The following is an 18,330-nucleotide window of genomic DNA, read 5'->3' on the forward strand; positions in this document are numbered from 1 at the left end:
TGCAGTCACCCCGAAACCAATGTGGGAGCGAGCTTGCTCGCGATGACGGTGGGTCAGCTTGCATTGATGTTGAATGTGCTGGCCTCTTCGCGAGCAAGCCCGCTCCCACAGGGGATCTATGGTGCTTGCAAAAATGACTTTTCGAGCCTGAATGTGGGTCGCTTCCGATTCTTGATGTCGATCAATTGCAACCCTGCCTTTTGCCCGTACTCTCCACTGCATATTGTGTTTGAAGATCTCAAAAAGCCTATATGTAGTGTCTGGAGCCAAAATGCAGAGCACGTTGATCTCAGTAGGGTGTAACCGCTTGCACAAGCGCGATGGCAGTGTGGTTGCCTTTGATGCGGACAAGATCCGCCAGGCGCTGATCGCCGCTGGCAAGGCCACCGGCGAATATGCCGAAGTCGAGGCCGAGGCGTTGCTGGAGGCGGTGTTGGCGCGGTTGGAAGGGCAGACGCGGTTGAACGTCGAGCAGATCCAGGACCGTGTCGAACGGGTACTGATGGACGCCGGTTTCTTTCTCTCCATGCGCGCCTACATCGTGTATCGCGAGCAACACGGACGCCTGCGTCGGGATCGTCGCACACTGGTGGAAGTCGCCACGTCGATGAACGAATACCTGGATCGCGAAGACTGGCGTGTGCAGGCCAACGCCAACCAGGGGTATTCCCTCGGCGGGTTGATCCTCAACGTTTCGGGCAAGGTCACCGCCAACTACTGGCTCGACGAGGTCTACAGCCAGGCCATCGGCGAGGCGCACCGCGAGGCTGACCTGCATATCCACGACCTGGACATGCTCGCCGGCTACTGTGCCGGCTGGTCCTTGCGCACCTTGTTGCACGAAGGCCTCAACGGCGTGCCGGGGCGGGTCGAGGCCGGGCCGCCCAAGCATCTGAGCAGTGCCCTGGGGCAGATGGTTAATTTTCTTGGCACCCTGCAGAACGAATGGGCCGGCGCCCAGGCGTTCAGCTCGTTCGACACTTATCTCGCGCCCTATGTGCGCAAGGACCAGCTCAGCTACGACGAAGTCCGCCAGTCGTTGCAGGAGTTCATCTACAACCTCAACGTGCCGTCGCGCTGGGGTACGCAAACCCCGTTCACCAACCTGACGTTCGACTGGGTCTGCCCACAGGATCTGCGCGAACAGATCCCGATCATCGGCGGCGAAGAGATGCCGTTCGCCTACGGTGACCTGCAAACGGAAATGGAACTGATCAACCGCGCCTACATCGAGGTGATGCAGGCCGGCGATGCGAAAGGCCGGGTCTTCACCTTCCCGATCCCGACCTACAACATCACCCACGACTTCCCGTGGGACAGCGAGAACGCCGACCGGCTGTTCGAAATGACTGCCCGCTACGGCTTGCCGTATTTCCAGAACTTCCTCAATTCGGACATGCAACCCAATCAGGTGCGGTCGATGTGCTGCCGCTTGCAACTGGACGTGCGCGAGTTGCTCAAGCGTGGCGGCGGGCTGTTCGGCTCGGCGGAGCAGACCGGTTCCCTGGGCGTGGTGACGATCAACTGCGCCCGCCTGGGCTATCTGTACAAGGGCGACACCAGTGCGTTGCTGCAACGCATCGATACCCTGATGGAACTGGCGAAAGAGAGCCTGGAGGTCAAGCGCAAGGTCATCCAGCATCATATGGATGCCGGTTTGTACCCCTACACCAAGCGCTACCTGGGCACCTTGCGCAATCACTTCTCCACCATCGGCGTGAATGGCCTGCACGAAATGCTGCGCAATTTCACCGATGATCAGCAAGGCCTGCACACCGAGCAAGGCCGGGAATTCGCCCTGAAACTGCTGGATCACGTGCGGGCCACGCTGTTGCGATTCCAGGAGGAAACCGGCCACCTCTACAACCTCGAAGCCACGCCTGCCGAGGGCACCACGTACCGCTTCGCCAAGGAAGACCTCAAGCGCTATCCGGATATCTTGCAGGCCGGCAGCACGGTCGCCCCGTACTACACCAACTCGTCGCAACTGCCGGTGGGCTTCACCGAAGATCCGTTCGAAGCCCTGGAGCTGCAAGATGAACTGCAATGCAAATACACCGGCGGCACCGTGTTGCACCTGTACATGGCCGAGCAGATTTCCTCCACGCAGGCCTGCAAGCAGTTGGTGCGCAAGGCCCTGGGACGTTTCCGCCTGCCGTACCTGACCATCACGCCGACCTTTTCCATCTGCCCGGTGCACGGTTACCTGGCCGGCGAACACGAGTTTTGCCCCAAATGCGACGAGGCCTTGCTGCTGCAACAACAGCGCCAGGGCAGCGTTCACTGATCCGATCCATCGACCGCAAGGAGCTTCACCCATGAATGCATCGCAAAGCCTTCCACAAGCACAGCGTCAACGTTGCGAAGTCTGGACCCGAGTGATGGGTTATCACCGTCCGGTGGCGGCCTTCAACCCAGGCAAGCAGTCCGAGCACCGCGAGCGGGTGCACTTCACCGAACGCGCGGCCGGGCGTCCATGAGTCGAGTGCTACGGGTCGGGGGCATGGTGCCCCTGACCACACTCGATTATCCGGGCAAACTGGCGTGCGTGCTGTTTTGCCAGGGCTGTGCCTGGCGTTGTCGTTATTGCCATAACCCGCAACTGATCCCGCCGCGCGGTAGCGAGGAGGTGGATTGGTGCCGGGTATTGGCGTTCCTGCAACGCCGTCAGGATCTGCTCGACGCCGTGGTGTTCAGCGGCGGTGAGCCAACGTTGCAGGACGGCCTGGCGCCGGCCATGGAGCAAGTGCGGCAGATGGGCTTTCGCATCGGCCTGCACAGCGCCGGCATCAAGCCGGCGGCCTTCGCCAAAGTGGTCGGGCTTGCCGACTGGGTGGGTTTCGACGTCAAGGCCTTGCCCGAGGATGCCCTGGACGTGACCCGGGTCGAAGGCAGCGGTGCCGCCAACTGGCGCAGCCTCGACCACCTGCTGGCCAGCGGCGTGGATTATGAATGTCGCACAACGGTGCACTGGCACCTGTTCGACCCCGAGCGGTTGCTGACCCTGGCCCGACGCTTGAGCGAACGCGGCGTCACGCGGTTCGCCGTACAACTGGTGCGCACCGCGCGGATGCTCGATCCCCACCTTTCCAGCGTTTCGGCACAAGCCTTGCAGCCTGAGCTGTGGGCCGCCATGCGCGAGTTGTTCCCCTCGTTCGTCTTACGCAGTTGAGCGAGCGCCGGGATGAACGACCGACAGCGGCCCGGGATGACTGGGCCGCACTTTTTCATGGTTTTCAAATGCGCTGCCAACCGGCAGGTAGTTGAACAGGGAGCATTTGATATGACCAGATTCACCACTGCCCAACGCATCGTGATCGGCTTTGCCATCGCCCCACTGGCCTTGATCGCCTTGGCGCTTTACGCCTTGAGCGACCTGGCGATGCTGCGCGACCAGGCCGAGCAGATCGTCAGGCAGGATTGGCCGAAGATCGACCCGATCATGGTGATCGCCACGGGCGTGCGCGATAACGCCAGGAATACCCGGGACTTGTTGATCGACAAGAACAACGCGCAAGTCCAGCAATCCATCGACGCCACCCGGCAGCGGATTACCCAGGCCTTCGCCACGCTGGAGCCGTTGTTCGATCAGCCTGAAGGCAAGGCCGTGTATGCCGAGTTGAAAAAGCGTCGCGAGGCCTATGTGGCGGCTTTCGTCCAGGTGCAGGCGTTGATCCGCCAGGGCGCGACGGAGGAGGCGATGACGCAGCTCAAGCAAGGGGTGATTCCGGCGGAGCTTGAGGTGTACAAAAGCCTCGAAGGGATCATGGCGATGCAGGGCAAGGTCTTTGTCGAACGTGAACAGCAGGCCCAGGCACGTTACAACGATGCGCGGCGCAACATGTTGGCGTTGGTGCTGGCTTGCCTGGCCCTGGTAACGACCGTGGCGGTCCTGGTGACCCGCAGCGTGACCCGTCCCCTGGGCGGTGAACCGAATGACGCGGCGCGGCTGCTTAATCTCATCGCCCAGGGCGACCTGACGATCCGCGTGCCCGTGGGCGTTGGCGCCAATGACAGCGTGATGAGCAACATGCACGACATGCAGCAGAGCCTCAACAGCATGGTCCGGCACATTGCGGCCTCGGTGGATCGGGTGGCCAGTTCCTCCGAAGAACTGAGCGCGGTGAGCAGCCAGACCAGCAGCACCTTGCAGTTGCAAGGGCATGAAATCGAACAGGCTGCCGCGGCCGTGAACCAGATGACCGCTGCGGTGGATGAAGTGGCGCGCAATGCGGTGAGCACCAGCGAAGCCTCGCGAGTGTCCGAGCAAACGGCCCAGCGCGGTCGTGAACAGGTCCAGGAAACGGTGGCTTCCATTACCGCGCTGGCCGAAGGTGTGACGGACAGTTCCGGGCGAATCCAGCAATTGGCCGGGCGGGTCCAGGACATCAGTTCGGTGCTGGACGTGATCCGCAGCATCGCCGAACAGACCAATCTCCTGGCACTGAACGCCGCCATCGAAGCCGCCCGCGCCGGTGATGCCGGGCGTGGTTTTGCAGTGGTGGCCGATGAAGTCCGGGCGTTGGCCCATCGGACCCAGGATTCGACTCGGGAAATCGAGGGCATGATCGGTAACATCCGCCTGGACAGCGGGCATGCGGTGAGCTCCATGCAGAACAACAGCGAACTGGTGCAAGCCACGCTGCTAGTGGCCCAGCGCTCCGGCGATGCCCTGGATGAAATCGCCCATTCGATCTCGCAGATCAACGAGCGCAACCTGATGATCGCCAGCGCCACGGAACAGCAGGCGCTGGTGGCGCGAGAGGTGGATCGTAACCTGGTGGGCATTCGCAACCTGTCCGAACAAGTCATGCTGGGCGCCCGGCATACCGATACGGCGGGCCAGGACCTGGCGCAGATGGCCGGGTCACTGCATGAGACGGTGGCGCGGTTCAAGGTCTAGATCGCTTACTGCTGGGCGAGATGTCCGCAGAAGTCGTGTTCACCTGAACCCCCTGTGGGAGCGAGCTTGCTCGCGATAGCGGAGGGTCAGCTAGTAGTGATGTTGGCTGTGCCGACGTCATCGCGAGCAAGCTCGCTCCCACAGGAGGAACGCGATCACCCAGAACCAGGTCGGCTATAAGGCCGCCTCGAGGTAGCCGCGCTGGGCCATGATGGCCCTTCGCGGCGGCCCACGGAGCAATGCCTTCGTTCAGGCACACCGAGCCTAGGCGAGGTGCCGAGTGGTGGGGCAGAAGCGCTTTGGTTACTTTCGACTGGGCCGGCTTCCGGGCTTTTCGAAAGTGACCCGCCGTAAGGGCGGAACCATAAGCCGCCGTTACCCAAAAAACGGATATTCACACCAAGTCAGGAGTTCCCAGCGACCTGCTCAGAAGCACCCAATCGAGGCCCGGCCGAATAACGAACCACACTAAGAACAGCCAACGTCGCAACCACCAACCCAGGCGAAGTCGCCAGCAATACGGCCGTGGTCCCACCCCCTGCGGCCAGGATCTGCCCTGCAGCCAGAGGCCCGGCCACCGACCCCAGGCGTCCGATGGCCACCGCCGCACCAACCCCCGTCGCACGTACGGTCGTAGGGTAGGAGGGCGGAGCCAAGGCGTAGAGGACCAATTGCGCAGCCATGACAAACAACCCAGCGGCGAACCCGGCAATGGCCATCGGCACGATACCGACCGACAACCCGACCCCGGCCAGGGCGCTCAGCAGACCGGCATAGACGAACAGCACCACCTTGATGCCATTGCAACGGTCCAGCAACAGGCCGCCGAGCAACGAGCCAAGAGCACCGCCGATGTTGAACAGCATCTGCACCAGGCCGGCCTGGGGTTTGCTGAAGCCCTGCTCCAGCAGCAACGATGGCAGCCAGTTGAGCAACATGTACATCACCGTCAGGGTGAAGAAATAACTCAGCCACAGCGCCAAGGTGGTGCGGCCGCGACCTTCACCGAACAGCGCCTGGGCGGTGGAGCCGCGCGATGAGCCGCCATCCTGCGCCTGGCGAAAGACGCTCGATTCGGGGAGCCACAGGAGCATCAGCGGGACCACCAGCAAGGGCGCCAGCCCACCGATGAAAAACGTCATCTGCCAGTGCTCGCCAAACAACATGGCGACCACTGCCGCCAATGCACCACCCAACGGAACGCCGGCATACATCACGCTGATAGCCGTGCCCCGGCGCTGCTCGCCCACGGCTTCGGCGCACAGGGCAATGAGGTTGGGCAGGGCGGCGCCCAAGCCCAGGCCGGTCATGAAACGCACCAGCAAGAGGCTGGAGAAGTGTTCGACATAAGCGGTGCTGAGGGAAAACACGCCGAACAGCAAGACAGCGGTGACGAGGATTTTCTTGCGACCGATACGATCAGCGATCCAGCCACCGAAGAACGCACCTGGCAACAGCCCGATGATCCCGGCGCTGAATACCCAACCCATCATTTTCGGATCGAGGGCAAACGTCTGTCGCAGACCTGCGGCTGCGGTACCGGCTGACTGAAGGTCGAAACCCTCGATCAGCGCGACGATGAAACACAAGGCGATGGTCAGCGTCGCACGACGCGCCGGACGGTTCATGGCAAATCCTCTTATTGTTTTTGTGAGGGACACCGGCTCGGAGGATAGCCGGTAGGTGCATTTAAGATTAACAAAGCTAACTAAAAAATGAAGGTTGCCATTGGGCAGTCATAAACTGACCAGATCATTATAAAAATCAGAGGCTTGGTACGAATCTTCGAGCTAGTTGGTAAATTAGTTAATGATATTAATGTTCGATTATCGGTCATTGTTGATTGACGAAGCGCCCGTGCAGTTTCCATTCTTGGTTCCCACGGCCCCCACCACCAAGGTTGGGCCGAACAAAACAACAACAATAAGTGGATATCGAACATGCCAAACCTTGCCCGGGCCGCCCTGACGGCGCGCCCTGTTTCATCGCTCGTTCATCTGCTGGCTTGTCTCGGGCTGAGCCTGGGGGCTCCGGCCTTGCGGGCGGAGGGCTTCATCGACGACAGTCACGGCACCCTGACCCTGCGCAATTACTACATGGACCGCGACTACAAGGACGACGGCGCCAAGACCGCGGCCAGGGAGTGGGCTCAAGGTGTGTTCATGAACGTCGAGTCGGGGTTTACCCCAGGGGCGGTTGGGTTCGGCCTCGACGTGAGGGGATTGCTGGGCATCAAGCTCGACTCGTCACCTGACCGAAGCGGCACCGAACTGTTGCCGGTGTCGAGCAGCGACAAGCGCGCAGCTGATGAGTATTCGCGCCTGGGCGTGACCGGCAAGCTGCGTTTCGCGCAAACCACGGTGAAGACCGGCGATGTGTCGATCTTCCTGCCGTTTGCCTTTGCCAGCCCATCGCGGCTGCTGCCGCAGACCTTTCGCGGGACGACTCTCAGTTCCAAGGACATCGACGGCTTGACGTTGAACACCGGTTATATCGATCGCATCGCCCGGCGCGATTCCACCGACTACCAACCGATGAGCATCGCCTCGCCCAACCGTCGTTTCAACGGTGCGGCGACTTCTTCCCATATGGCGTACGTGGGCGGCGACTACCAGGTCAGCAAAGACCTCAGCTTGCGGGCTTACCACGCCGAAGTGGCGGATTTGTATCAACAGAACACTCTGGCGTTATTGCATAACCTGCCTTTGGGCGATGGCGTCCTGACCACCGACCTGCGCAGTTTTTTCAGCGACGAAGACGGCGCGGCCAAGGCCGGAAAAGTGGATAACCGCAATGTCTCGGCGCTGGTCGGCTATCGCCTGGGTGGCCATCGCGTGAGCCTGGGCTACATGCATTCCAGTGGCGATACGGCCACGCCTTATGTGTCCGGCACCGAGCTGATGGGCTTGAGCGAAATGACCATGAGCTCGGATTTTCTCAATGCCAGGGAACGCACCTGGCAGGCGATCCATGACTACGACTTTGCCGCCGTGGGCGTGCCGGGCCTGCGGAGTCGGCTGCGTTATGTGCGTGGTGATCACATCGAACTGGCGGCCCTCAATGCCGAGGATCGCAAGGAACGCGAGTTCCAGATGGAACTGGGGTACGTGATCCAGAGCGGCCCGCTGAAAAACGTCGGGCTGCTGGCGCGCAAATCGATCTATCGCAACAACTTCCCGGGTACGGCGGCGTTTCGCGACGAGAACCAGACACGGTTCCTGGTGACGTACAGCGTGCCGATCTGGTGAGTTCCCAGGTGCCTGGCTTGCTCTTGTGGGAGCAAGGCTTGCCCGCGATTGAAGCGCTGCGGTTTTTCAGGAATCGAGGTGCCTTCGTCGCGAGCAAGCTTTGCTCCCACATAGCCGGAGCTTGCGTCCTCGCCACAGGGAGCGCCGCCAGGTTTGCTACTGGTAAACCTTCTTCAACAACCGCAGCAACTCCTCCCGCTCAGCGCCTGAAAGGGTCGCGGTGGAATCCAAGTCACTCTGTGCGGCGATTTGCTTGAGTTCCTTGAGCAAGGTTTCGCCAGTCTTGCTCAGGAATATCCCGTAGGAGCGTTTATCCGGCTTGCACCGCACACGCACGGCCAGGGCCCGACTTTCCAGTTTGTTCAGTAGCGGCACCACTTGCGGCGGTTCGATCGTCAGGGCCTTGGCCAGGTCGGCCTGCATCAGGCCGGGATTCTGGTCGATGATCGCCAGCGCCGAGAACTGGGCGGGGCGCAGATCGTGGACGGCGAGCCGGCCAATCAGGTTCTGGAACAGTTTCAACTGGGCGCGGCGCAGGGCGTAACCGATCAGGTCGTCCAGCGCGGAGTCCAGCGGCGCTTGCGCGTCGGTACCGGCGGCCAGGGGCTCGGCGGGTTCGGCAAGCTTGGAAGACTTGGCCATCGAAGTGAACTTCCTCAAGGTAAGTGATTAACAAGGCTATCCAGTTTGCCGGGGTTGCGACGCCCTGGCTATGGGCTCGCGCAAATTCGAGATTTGTAACCGCCGACCCAGACCCGGAAAAATACAGATAAATCGATTAATAGTTAATTGACATAACTATTTTTCCGGTTTAGTTTTTGATCATCTTCAGCCAAGAACAAGAGAGCACGCATCATGAGTAATTACGAAGGTCGCTGGAAAACGGTCAAGGTCGATATCGAGGAGGGCATCGCCTGGGTCACCCTCAATCGCCCGGAAAAACGCAACGCCATGAGCCCGACCCTCAACCGCGAGATGATCGACGTGCTCGAGACGCTGGAGCAGGATCCGGCCGCTGGCGTATTGGTGCTGACCGGGGCCGGTGATGCCTGGACCGCCGGCATGGACCTCAAGGAATATTTCCGCGAAGTGGATGCCGGGCCGGAAATCCTCCAGGAAAAAATCCGTCGCGAAGCGTCGCAATGGCAATGGAAGCTGCTGCGCATGTACGCCAAGCCAACCATCGCCATGGTCAACGGCTGGTGCTTTGGTGGCGGTTTCAGCCCGCTGGTGGCGTGCGACCTGGCGATCTGCGCCGACGAAGCGACCTTCGGTCTCTCGGAAATCAACTGGGGCATTCCGCCAGGCAACCTGGTGAGCAAGGCCATGGCCGACACCGTGGGCCATCGCCAGTCGCTGTACTACATCATGACGGGCAAGACGTTCGGCGGGCAGAAAGCCGCCGAAATGGGCCTGGTCAACGAAAGCGTGCCCTTGGCGCAACTGCGTGAAGTCACGGTGGAGCTGGCGCGCAACCTGCTGGAAAAGAACCCGGTGGTGCTGCGGGCCGCCAAGCATGGTTTCAAACGCTGCCGCGAACTGACCTGGGAGCAGAACGAGGATTACCTGTACGCCAAGCTCGACCAGTCGCGCCTGCTCGACACCGAAGGTGGCCGCGAGCAGGGCATGAAGCAGTTTCTGGACGACAAGAGCATCAAGCCTGGCTTGCAAACCTATAAGCGCTGAATCGACCGGCGAATGGCGGGCCGCATCCCGCTGTTCGCTGCCTCGCCCTGGCGCTACTGTTACACCGCTGCGATGCATTCCCGATAAAGACAATAAAGAGGAATCACCATGCTGGACGTGCCCCTGTTGATTGGCGGCCAGTCGTGCCCGGCCCGTGACGGCCGGACCTTCGAACGCTGCAACCCGGTGACGGGTGAGGTGGTGTCTCGCGTGGCCGCCGCCACCCTGGAAGATGCCGACGCCGCGGTAGCTGCTGCCCAAGCGGCGTTTCCCGCCTGGGCCGCATTGGCGCCTAACGAACGCCGCACGCGACTGTTGCGTGCAGCCGAGCAGTTGCAGGCCCGTAGCAGTGAATTCGTCGCTGCTGCCGGCGAAACCGGTGCCATGGCCAATTGGTACGGTTTCAACGTACACCTGGCTGCGAACATGCTGCGCGAAGCCGCTTCCATGACGACCCAGATCAATGGCGAAATCATTCCTTCGGACGTGCCTGGCAGTTTCGCCATGGCCCTGCGTCAGCCTTGCGGCGTGGTGCTGGGCATCGCGCCCTGGAACGCTCCGGTGATTCTCGCCACCCGCGCCATCGCCATGCCCCTGGCCTGTGGTAACACCGTGGTGCTCAAGGCTTCTGAAATAAGCCCGGCGGTGCACCGGCTGATCGGCCAGGTGTTGCAGGACGCAGGGCTGGGTGACGGCGTGGTCAACGTGATCTGTAACGCACCGGCGGATGCGCCGGCCATTGTCGAGCGGTTGATCGCCAACCCGGCGGTGCGTCGGGTCAATTTCACCGGTTCGACCCATGTCGGGCGCATCGTCGGCGAACTGTCGGCGCGTCACCTCAAGCCGGCCTTGCTGGAACTGGGCGGCAAGGCGCCGCTGCTGGTGCTGGACGATGCCGACCTGGACGCTGCGGTGCAAGCGGCGGCCTTCGGCGCCTACTTCAACCAGGGCCAGATCTGCATGTCCACCGAGCGACTGATCGTCGATGCCCGTGTGGCGGATGAGTTCATCGCCCGCTTGACCGCCAAGATCGCCACCCTGCGCGCCGGCGATCCGACGGCCGCTGATTCGGTGCTGGGCTCGTTGGTTGACGTCAGTGCCGGCCAACGCATCAAGGGGCTGATCGACGATGCCCTGGCCAAAGGCGCAACGCTGGTCACGGGTGGGCAGTTGGAAGGCAGCATCCTGCAACCAACCTTGCTCGACGGCGTCACTGCGCAGATGCGCTTGTACCGCGAAGAGTCTTTCGGGCCGGTGGCGGTGCTTCTGCGCGGTGACGGCGATGAAGAGCTGTTGCGCCTGGCCAACGATTCCGAGTTCGGCCTGTCGGCCGCCATCTTCAGTCGCGACACGAGCCGTGCTCTAGCCTTGGCCCAGCGGGTCGAGTCGGGCATTTGCCACATCAACGGGCCGACCGTGCACGATGAGGCGCAGATGCCCTTTGGCGGGGTCAAGTCCAGTGGTTACGGCAGCTTTGGCGGCAAGGCGTCCATCGAGCATTTCACCCAGCTGCGTTGGGTGACCTTGCAGAACGGTCCCCGGCATTACCCGATCTGAAACCCGTCGCATCGCGGGCGGTGGAGCCTTGAACACCGTCGCCCCGATGCAGGCCAGAATAATAATGACAAGGCCGCAGCCTAGTGCTGCCACGCTCCGCTCGCATCGCGACCCGAGTGTGCCTTGGTGGAGGAAATGTACGTGAGTTCCGAGTCAAGATCGTCCTCCCGACCCGAGGCCGGGCGGTATCGCCAGGTGTCGATTGGTCATCCTGCCGTCGAAGTCCGGGAAGAGCGTGGCATCTTGCACATGCGCTCCCTGGAGCCCCTGGCCCCGCTGCCGGCGCGGTTGCTCGAGCGCCTGGTGCACTGGGCCGAGGTGCGCCCAGAGCAGACGTTTATCGCCGCCCGTGAATCCAGTGGTGATTGGCGTCGAGTCAGTTATGCGCAAATGCTCGACAGTGTACGGGCCATCGCCCAAGGCCTGCTCGGTTACGGCTTATCGGCCGAAAAACCCTTGGCGCTGCTCTCCGGCAACGACATCGAGCACCTGCAAATGGCCCTCGGCGCGATGTACGCCGGTATTCCCTATTGCCCGGTTTCGCCGGCCTATTCATTGCTGTCCCAGGATTTCGCCAAGCTGCGTCACGTCTGCGATCTGTTGCAGCCGGGGCTGGTGTTTGTCAGCGAAGCCGCACCGTTCGAGCGGGCAATCACTGCCGTATTGCCGGCGGACGTGCCCTTGATCACGGTGCGTGGCGAGATAGCTGGCCGGTCGAGGACAAGCTTCGCCAGCCTGCTGGCCCAACCCGGCGGCGCCGAGGCCGAGCAGGCGTTCGCCGCCACTGGCCCGGACAGCATCGCCAAGTTCCTGTTTACCTCAGGCTCCACCAAACTGCCCAAGGCGGTGATCACCACCCAGCGTATGCTTTGCGCCAATCAGCAGATGCTGCTGCAGACCTTTCCGGTGTTCGGCGAGGCGCCCCCAGTGCTGGTGGACTGGTTGCCGTGGAACCACACGTTCGGTGGCAGCCACAACGTTGGCATCGTGTTGTACAACGGCGGCACGTTCTACCTGGACGACGGCAAACCCACCGCCCAGGGCTTCGCCGAAACCCTGCGCAACCTCAAGGAAATTTCACCGACCGCCTACCTGACCGTGCCCAAGGGCTGGGAGGAGCTGGTTAGCGCCCTGGAGCGGGACGGTGAGTTGCGCGAGCGATTCTTCAAGCGCATCAGTCTGTTCTTCTTTGCGGCAGCGGGTTTGTCCCAAAGCACCTGGGACCGGCTCGACAAGGTCGCCGAACAGCATTGCGGCGAACGTATCCGCATGATGGCGGGCCTGGGCATGACCGAGGCGGCGCCGTCCTGCACCTTCACCACCGGGCCGTTGTCCATGGCCGGCTACATTGGCCTTCCGGCGCCCGGCTGCGAAGTCCGGCTGGTGCCGGTGGACGGCAAGTTCGAAGGGCGTTTTCGCGGGCCGCACATCATGCCCGGCTACTGGCGCTCGCCGCAGCAAACTGCCGAGGTATTCGACGAGGACGGTTTCTATTGTTCGGGGGATGCGATCAAGTTGGCCGAAGCCAGCAATCCGCAACTGGGGCTGATGTTCGATGGGCGGATCGCCGAGGACTTCAAATTGTCTTCCGGTGTATTTGTCAGCGTCGGGCCGTTGCGCAACCGCGCGGTGCTGGAGGGCACGCCCTACGTCCAGGACCTGGTGATCACCGCGCCGGATCGCGAGTGCCTGGGTGCGCTGGTGTTCCCACGGCTTGCTGAATGCCGACGCTTGTCGGGCCTGGGCGGGGAGGCCAGCGACGCCCAGGTCCTCGCCAGCCCGCCGGTACGCCAATGGTTCGCCGACTGGCTGCAACGCCTGAACCGCGAAGCCAGCGGCAACGCCAGTCGCGTGGAGTGGATCGCCTTGCTCGATGAACCGGCGTCCATCGACCGTGGTGAAATCACCGACAAGGGCTCGATCAACCAACGGGCGGTGCTGCAGTGGCGGGCGGGGAAGGTCGAGGCGCTGTATCGCGGGGAGGATGTGTCGATCCTGCGGGCGGGACCTGTGGCTTAAAGCAAAACCTTGTGGATGTTCATAAGTGGCAGGCTCATCCACAAACTCCTGTGGGAGCGAGCTTGCTCGCGATAGCGGTGGTTCAGCAGCAGAGATGTTGCCTGACTCACCGTCATCGCGAGCAAGCTCGCTCCCACATGAGGTCCGGGGGCTGGTTTGTGATGTTTAACGCCGTCCTAGCAACAAACCCACCACCAGGCCGAAACCGGCGGAAATCGCCACGGTCTGCCAGGGGTGGCCGCCAATATAGACCTCAGTGGCATCGACCATGGGACGGGTACGTTCCCGGGTGCTGGTGACTGAGTCGAGCGCCTGTTGCAGTTTCTGGGATATCTGGCCTCGCAGGTCTTCGGCCTCTTCGCCCACCAGCGAGGCACTGCTTTTGAGCAGCTTTTCCGATTCTTCAATCAGAGCCGTCAATTCGCTGAAGGCTTGATCCTTGATTTGCTCTCCGTTCGCTTGCACGGTGCCTTTACGGGCCATGGAAGTACTCCTTGTGTGGATGATGGCATTGAACAATGGAGTGCCGTGCCCGTTAAAAAGTTGCAACGCTCGGCGCTGGCAGGGCAGTCCATCACAAATCGTGGTTAAGACGTTTCCCTCCAAGGTGTAAGATGGCGCCTATTTACGCAACAGGTAATTCCCATGAGCTTCAATCTGGCTGACAAGCCCCTGGCCGAGCGCGCCGCGCTGGAAGACGAAAAATCCCGACTTTTTGAACTGTGGCAAAACAACCTGGGCAAGGCCAAGGGCGATGCTGCCCGCTTGTTCGGCGAGCGCTCCAAACGCAAGGGCAAGTGGGCCGAGTGGGTGCGTGCCGAACTGGATGGCATGTCGCCGCCGGAGTACGCCAACATGGTGCGCAGTGAGGTCAATCGACTGATGGCCGCCAACAAGTAAGCCTTAGGCGAATGTTGCCGTAATGGCCTGGCGAACCTTGAGCATTGTCGGCTCCATTTGCGTGTGGGTTCGCCATCCCAACTCGATGGGGTAGCGGGGCAAGGCCAGGGGGCAGGGCAGCAAGGCCAGGCCGCTGAGGTCGGCGATGGCCCGGGCGGCATGGGTCGGGATGGTCGCCACGGCCTGACTGCCCTTGAGCAGGAACGGCAACGCGGCAAAGTGGGTGGTCGAGGCGCAGACTCGCCGACTCAGGCCAAGCCCGGCCAGCCCTTCGTCGGTGATGCCGATGAAACCACCCGAAGACACCAGCAGGTGCTCACGGGCCACGAACGCCTCCAGGCTGAGGGATTGCTGGCCCTGCGCCAGGCTCGCCGGGTCCAGGAGGCAGGCGTAATCGCCTTCGCCCAACACCTGACGGCTGAGCAATCGCTGGGCGAAACCGCCCGCTGTGATCGCCAGGTCAAGGTCGCGCTCCATCAGGGCCCGGCCGACGATCTGACTGTGGGTCTGGCGGAAAATCAAGCGCAGGCCCGGCGCGCGGTGGGCCACTTCTTCGATCAAGCGTCGCCCATGGGCAATTTCGAAATCGTCCGACAGGCCGACGATGACCGAGCGGCCTTCGTAATGGCTGGCATCCGGGTCGACCATCGCCAGGCTCTGGCGGCATTTATCCAGTGCTTCGCTGATCACCGGCTTCAGTTGATTGGCCCGCAGCGTCGGCGCCAGGCCCCGGCCGGTGCGCACGAATAATTGATCGTCATACAAACCGCGAAGCCTGCGCAGCGCAGCGCTGATGGCCGACTGGGTCACGCCCAGGCGCACGGCGGCGCGGCTGGCGCTGGATTCGTCATGCAGGGCTTCGAAGGTCTTGAGCAGATTGAGGTCGATGTCGGCGATATTCATAAGGCTCATATCATTTAGCAGCATTCAGGGCTTTATTCATGATCGGCCGCTGCTTGAGAATCAGCAACACCTGATGATCAAGGAGTTGAAAAGCCATGCCCAAATCCATTGTGGCTGCCCTGCAGATCGGCTCGTTGCCTGGCGGCAAGGGCGAGACCCTGGCACAGATCCTTTCCTATGAAGAGGCCATTCGCCAGGCCGGCGCGCGTCTGGTGGTGATGCCTGAAGCGCTGCTGGGTGGCTATCCCAAGGGCGAGGGGTTCGGGACTCAACTGGGTTACCGGCTGCCGGAGGGGCGCGAGGCGTTTGCCCGCTATTTTGCCAATGCCATTGACGTGCCCGGCGTTGAAACCGAAGCGCTGGCCGGGCTGTCGGCGCGTACAGGGGCGAGCCTGGTGCTGGGCGTCATCGAGCGTGTCGGCAGCACCCTGTACTGCACCGCGCTGTATTTCGAACCCGATGCAGGCCTGGTGGCCCGGCACCGCAAGTTGATGCCCACCGGCACCGAGCGGCTGATCTGGGGCAAGGGCGATGGGTCGACCTTGCCCGTGATCGACAGCCAGGTCGGCCGGGTCGGCGCGGCGGTGTGCTGGGAGAACATGATGCCGCTGCTGCGCACTGCGATGTACGCCAAAGGGGTGGAGGTCTGGTGTGCGCCGACGGTGGATGAGCGAGAGATGTGGCAGGTGACCATGCGCCATATCGCCCACGAAGGTCGCTGCTTTGTGGTCAGTGCCTGTCAGGTACAGGCCTCTCCGCAGGCCCTGGGTATCGAGGTCGCGCACTGGCCGGCCGAGCGGCCGTTGATTGCCGGTGGCAGCGTGATTGTCGGACCCATGGGCGACGTGCTGGCCGGGCCGCTGAAAGACACGGCGGGGTTACTCATCGCCGAAATCGACACCGATGAACTGGTGCGGGCGCGCTACGACTATGACGTGGTCGGGCATTACGCCAGGCCGGATGTGTTCGAGTTGGTGGTGGACGAGCGCGCCAAACCCGGCGTGCGCTTCACCGCCTGATCACCAGCTGGCGGCGGAACCCGGCAGGTCGAGGGTTCCGCGGTCGACGAAGCGCAGGGTGCCGAATACGCCGCCGGCGAGCTTGCCCTTGAGCACATAGGGCAGGTTGTCCAGCCCTTGGGTCTGGCTCAGGCCCAAGGTCTGGCGCAACACCGAAAACGCCGAAATGCTCACCGGGACACTGAGGATCGCCTCGGAAAAGCGCGGGATCGAACCGCTCTGGTCACTGACCCCCGTTGCCAGCGTACGGTCGTTGACCTCCAGGTCCAGCGCCACGCCGTTGTAGTCGATGGCGGTTTCGTTGGGGTTCTGCACGCGCAGTTTCACGGCGAAACGTACCTCCAGCCCCTGGTTGGGCAAGGGTTCGATGCCGACCACGTTGATGTTCAGCGGGTCACGGTGCGGGAAGAGGGCGCAGGCGCTCAGGCTGAGCAGTATCAGGAAAACGGAAAGGCCGAGGATTCTGCGCATGGATAGACTCTCAAGAAAGGAAAAAACTCGGAAACGATTGAGTACGATAACCCACAGCGGCCCCATGACAACGGCAAACCACCCTGTGGGAGCAAGGCTTGCCCGCGATGAAGGTGATGCGGTCTTTCAGGAACCGAGGTGTCTGTTTCGCGAGCAAACTTTGCTCCCACAGCCTTGCGGGGCAAATTCCACCTTGCTCTGGATCCAAACAAGGTTCAGGGCTCCTGACAGTTTCTGACACCAGCCTCTGCTAATCTGCGTCAACTTTTTCTTTCCGGACAGTCCATCGTGTCGCGTACCTCTCGGTTGCTCACTTTGCTGCAAGTCTTGCGGGGCAAGCGTTGCCCGGTCACCGCTGCGACATTGGCGGGCGAACTGAACGTTTCCGAGCGCACCTTGTACCGCGACATCGCCGAACTCAGCGCCCTCGGCGCGCCGATCCAGGGCGAGGCGGGCATCGGTTATGTCTTGCGCAGCGGCCTGTTCCTGCCGCCACTGATGTTCACCGCCGATGAAATCGAGGCCATTGTGCTGGGCTTGCGCTACGTCGATCAGCGCGCCGACGAGGTGCTGGGCAAGGCGGCCGCCGACGCCCTGGCGAAGGTCGCCGCAGTGCTGGCTCCCGATGTGCGAGACGCCTTGCGCAACCCCACGGTATTGCCCGGTCCACCGGGTTATGGCTATCCGCAGAACACGGTGGAACTGAATGTGTACCGCCAGGCCATTCGTGCCCAGGCCAAGCTGCATATCGATTACGCCGATGTGAACAAGACCCCGAGCCAACGCTTGATCTGGCCGCTGGCCCTGGGCTTTTTCAATGAGGCGCGGGTGGTGGTGGCCTGGTGTGAATTGCGCGGCGCCTATCGGACTTTTCGCACTGACCGGATTGCCTCTGCCACCGAGCAGGGCGAGCGCTATCCGGGCCGACGCAGCGACTTGCTGCGCGACTGGTTTGCGCTGATGAAGCTGGACGAAACCGGGCGTTTCACTCCTGACAAAAACTGACACAACGCTGTTCTAGCATAGTGCCAGACCGATAAAACAAGGAGCCGTACCATGTCCAATCCCGTCTCTTCCCTGGCCCCGGCCATCGCCGGCTACATCGCGGCCGCCAATGCCCGTGACAGTTCGGCGGTGACGCGTTTCTTCGCCGAGGATGCCAACGTGTTCGATGAAGGCCAGCACCGTGTTGGCACCCAGGCCATCGCCCAATGGATGGAAGACACCGCCCAGCGCTTCCAGCCGCGGGTGGAAGTCCTCAACGTGCAGCAACGCACTGGCAAGGTGCTGGTGCAGAAACTGATCTCCGGGACATTCCCCGGCAGCCCGTTGGAGTTACGCTACACCTTCCGGCTCGATGAGCAGGGGAAGATCAGTCGGTTGGATATCTCGATCTAAGTTCTGCACTCAGGTCTGTGGGAGCAAAGCCTGTGGGAGCAAGGCTTGCCCGCGATGAACGATAACGCGGTTTGGCTGTTGGACCGCGGCGCGACTATCGCGGGCAAGCCATGCTCCCACAGGCCATTGCTTCCAGAGGCCATGCTCCCACAGGCCATGCTTCCACAAGATATTGCTCCCACAGATAAACCCCACGCCACAGTTCTACGCAGGGTTCCTGCAGTCG

General features: G+C 61.9%; 17 protein-coding genes. 12 read left to right on the top strand and 5 right to left on the bottom strand.

What is annotated here, in order from left to right:
* Positions 1-271 precede the first annotated feature (271 nt).
* The 4 genes from KGA89_RS29650 (at position 272) to KGA89_RS29665 (ending at position 4,903) form a co-directional block, all read left to right on the top strand.
* Positions 272-2,287, top strand: coding sequence for a ribonucleoside triphosphate reductase (locus KGA89_RS29650; RefSeq protein WP_223473204.1), 2,016 nt, complete (start codon positions 272-274; stop codon positions 2,285-2,287).
* 31 nt (positions 2,288-2,318) lie between these two features.
* Positions 2,319-2,480: an anaerobic ribonucleoside-triphosphate reductase gene (gene nrdD, locus KGA89_RS29655; RefSeq protein WP_003202433.1), complete on the top strand. Its 162-nt coding sequence runs from the start codon at positions 2,319-2,321 to the stop codon at positions 2,478-2,480.
* Complete coding sequence (locus KGA89_RS29660) at positions 2,477-3,172, top strand: anaerobic ribonucleoside-triphosphate reductase activating protein (protein ID WP_223473205.1); 696 nt, start codon at positions 2,477-2,479, stop codon at positions 3,170-3,172. The genes nrdD and KGA89_RS29660 overlap by 4 nt, the downstream gene beginning before the upstream one ends.
* A 111-nt stretch (positions 3,173-3,283) precedes the next feature.
* Positions 3,284-4,903 (top strand): methyl-accepting chemotaxis protein, encoded by a 1,620-nt coding sequence (locus KGA89_RS29665; RefSeq protein WP_223473206.1) that lies wholly within the window; start codon positions 3,284-3,286, stop codon positions 4,901-4,903.
* Between the two features lie 404 nt (positions 4,904-5,307).
* Here KGA89_RS29665 and mhpT read toward each other — a convergent pair whose 3' ends face one another.
* Positions 5,308-6,531 (bottom strand): 3-(3-hydroxy-phenyl)propionate transporter MhpT, encoded by a 1,224-nt coding sequence (mhpT, locus tag KGA89_RS29670; protein WP_223473207.1) that lies wholly within the window; start codon positions 6,529-6,531, stop codon positions 5,308-5,310.
* Positions 6,532-6,843: 312 nt separating this feature from the next.
* On the opposite strand from mhpT, the gene KGA89_RS29675 reads away from it, so the two are divergent.
* Positions 6,844-8,151 (top strand): OprD family porin, encoded by a 1,308-nt coding sequence (locus KGA89_RS29675; RefSeq protein WP_223473208.1) that lies wholly within the window; start codon positions 6,844-6,846, stop codon positions 8,149-8,151.
* Between the two features lie 156 nt (positions 8,152-8,307).
* Here KGA89_RS29675 and KGA89_RS29680 read toward each other — a convergent pair whose 3' ends face one another.
* On the bottom strand, positions 8,308-8,793 hold the full coding sequence (locus KGA89_RS29680) for a MarR family winged helix-turn-helix transcriptional regulator (RefSeq protein ID WP_014338127.1): 486 nt from the start codon (positions 8,791-8,793) through the stop codon (positions 8,308-8,310).
* 213 nt (positions 8,794-9,006) lie between these two features.
* Between KGA89_RS29680 and KGA89_RS29685 the strand changes: the two genes are divergently transcribed.
* The 3 genes from KGA89_RS29685 to KGA89_RS29695 all read left to right on the top strand — a co-directional run bounded on the left by KGA89_RS29685 (position 9,007) and on the right by KGA89_RS29695 (position 13,413).
* Positions 9,007-9,837, top strand: coding sequence for a p-hydroxycinnamoyl CoA hydratase/lyase (locus KGA89_RS29685; RefSeq protein ID WP_003202420.1), 831 nt, complete (start codon positions 9,007-9,009; stop codon positions 9,835-9,837).
* 108 nt (positions 9,838-9,945) lie between these two features.
* The gene (locus tag KGA89_RS29690; RefSeq protein WP_018601603.1) at positions 9,946-11,394 is read left to right on the top strand and encodes an aldehyde dehydrogenase; all 1,449 of its coding nucleotides are present in this window, start codon (positions 9,946-9,948) and stop codon (positions 11,392-11,394) included.
* Between the two features lie 141 nt (positions 11,395-11,535).
* Positions 11,536-13,413, top strand: coding sequence for a feruloyl-CoA synthase (locus tag KGA89_RS29695; RefSeq protein ID WP_223473209.1), 1,878 nt, complete (start codon positions 11,536-11,538; stop codon positions 13,411-13,413).
* A gap of 165 nt (positions 13,414-13,578) precedes the next feature.
* On the opposite strand, the gene KGA89_RS29700 is transcribed toward KGA89_RS29695, so the two are convergent.
* Positions 13,579-13,896: a YqjD family protein gene (locus KGA89_RS29700; protein ID WP_003202414.1), complete on the bottom strand. Its 318-nt coding sequence runs from the start codon at positions 13,894-13,896 to the stop codon at positions 13,579-13,581.
* Between the two features lie 162 nt (positions 13,897-14,058).
* On the opposite strand from KGA89_RS29700, the gene KGA89_RS29705 reads away from it, so the two are divergent.
* Entirely contained in the window at positions 14,059-14,313 is a 255-nt protein-coding gene (locus tag KGA89_RS29705; RefSeq protein ID WP_003181187.1) for a hypothetical protein, read from the top strand.
* A gap of 3 nt (positions 14,314-14,316) precedes the next feature.
* On the opposite strand, the gene KGA89_RS29710 is transcribed toward KGA89_RS29705, so the two are convergent.
* Complete coding sequence (locus KGA89_RS29710; protein WP_223473210.1) at positions 14,317-15,225, bottom strand: LysR substrate-binding domain-containing protein; 909 nt, start codon at positions 15,223-15,225, stop codon at positions 14,317-14,319.
* Positions 15,226-15,311: 86 nt separating this feature from the next.
* On the opposite strand from KGA89_RS29710, the gene KGA89_RS29715 reads away from it, so the two are divergent.
* Positions 15,312-16,235 carry a carbon-nitrogen hydrolase family protein gene (locus tag KGA89_RS29715; RefSeq protein WP_223473211.1) on the top strand — a complete coding sequence of 308 codons (924 nt, stop codon included), beginning with the start codon at positions 15,312-15,314 and terminating at the stop codon, positions 16,233-16,235.
* Here the strand turns inward: KGA89_RS29715 and KGA89_RS29720 are convergent, their stop codons facing one another.
* Positions 16,236-16,706, bottom strand: a complete 471-nt coding sequence (locus KGA89_RS29720; RefSeq protein WP_003202406.1) for an LEA type 2 family protein — start codon at positions 16,704-16,706, stop codon at positions 16,236-16,238.
* Between the two features lie 288 nt (positions 16,707-16,994).
* Between KGA89_RS29720 and KGA89_RS29725 the strand changes: the two genes are divergently transcribed.
* Positions 16,995-17,711, top strand: a complete 717-nt coding sequence (locus KGA89_RS29725) for a helix-turn-helix transcriptional regulator (RefSeq protein WP_223473212.1) — start codon at positions 16,995-16,997, stop codon at positions 17,709-17,711.
* 51 nt (positions 17,712-17,762) lie between these two features.
* On the top strand, positions 17,763-18,104 hold the full coding sequence (locus KGA89_RS29730) for a nuclear transport factor 2 family protein (protein WP_223473213.1): 342 nt from the start codon (positions 17,763-17,765) through the stop codon (positions 18,102-18,104).
* Positions 18,105-18,330 lie beyond the last annotated feature (226 nt).

This window comes from Pseudomonas sp. A-RE-22 (assembly GCF_019956035.1).
Classification (GTDB): Bacteria; Pseudomonadota; Gammaproteobacteria; order Pseudomonadales; family Pseudomonadaceae; genus Aquipseudomonas; species Aquipseudomonas brassicacearum.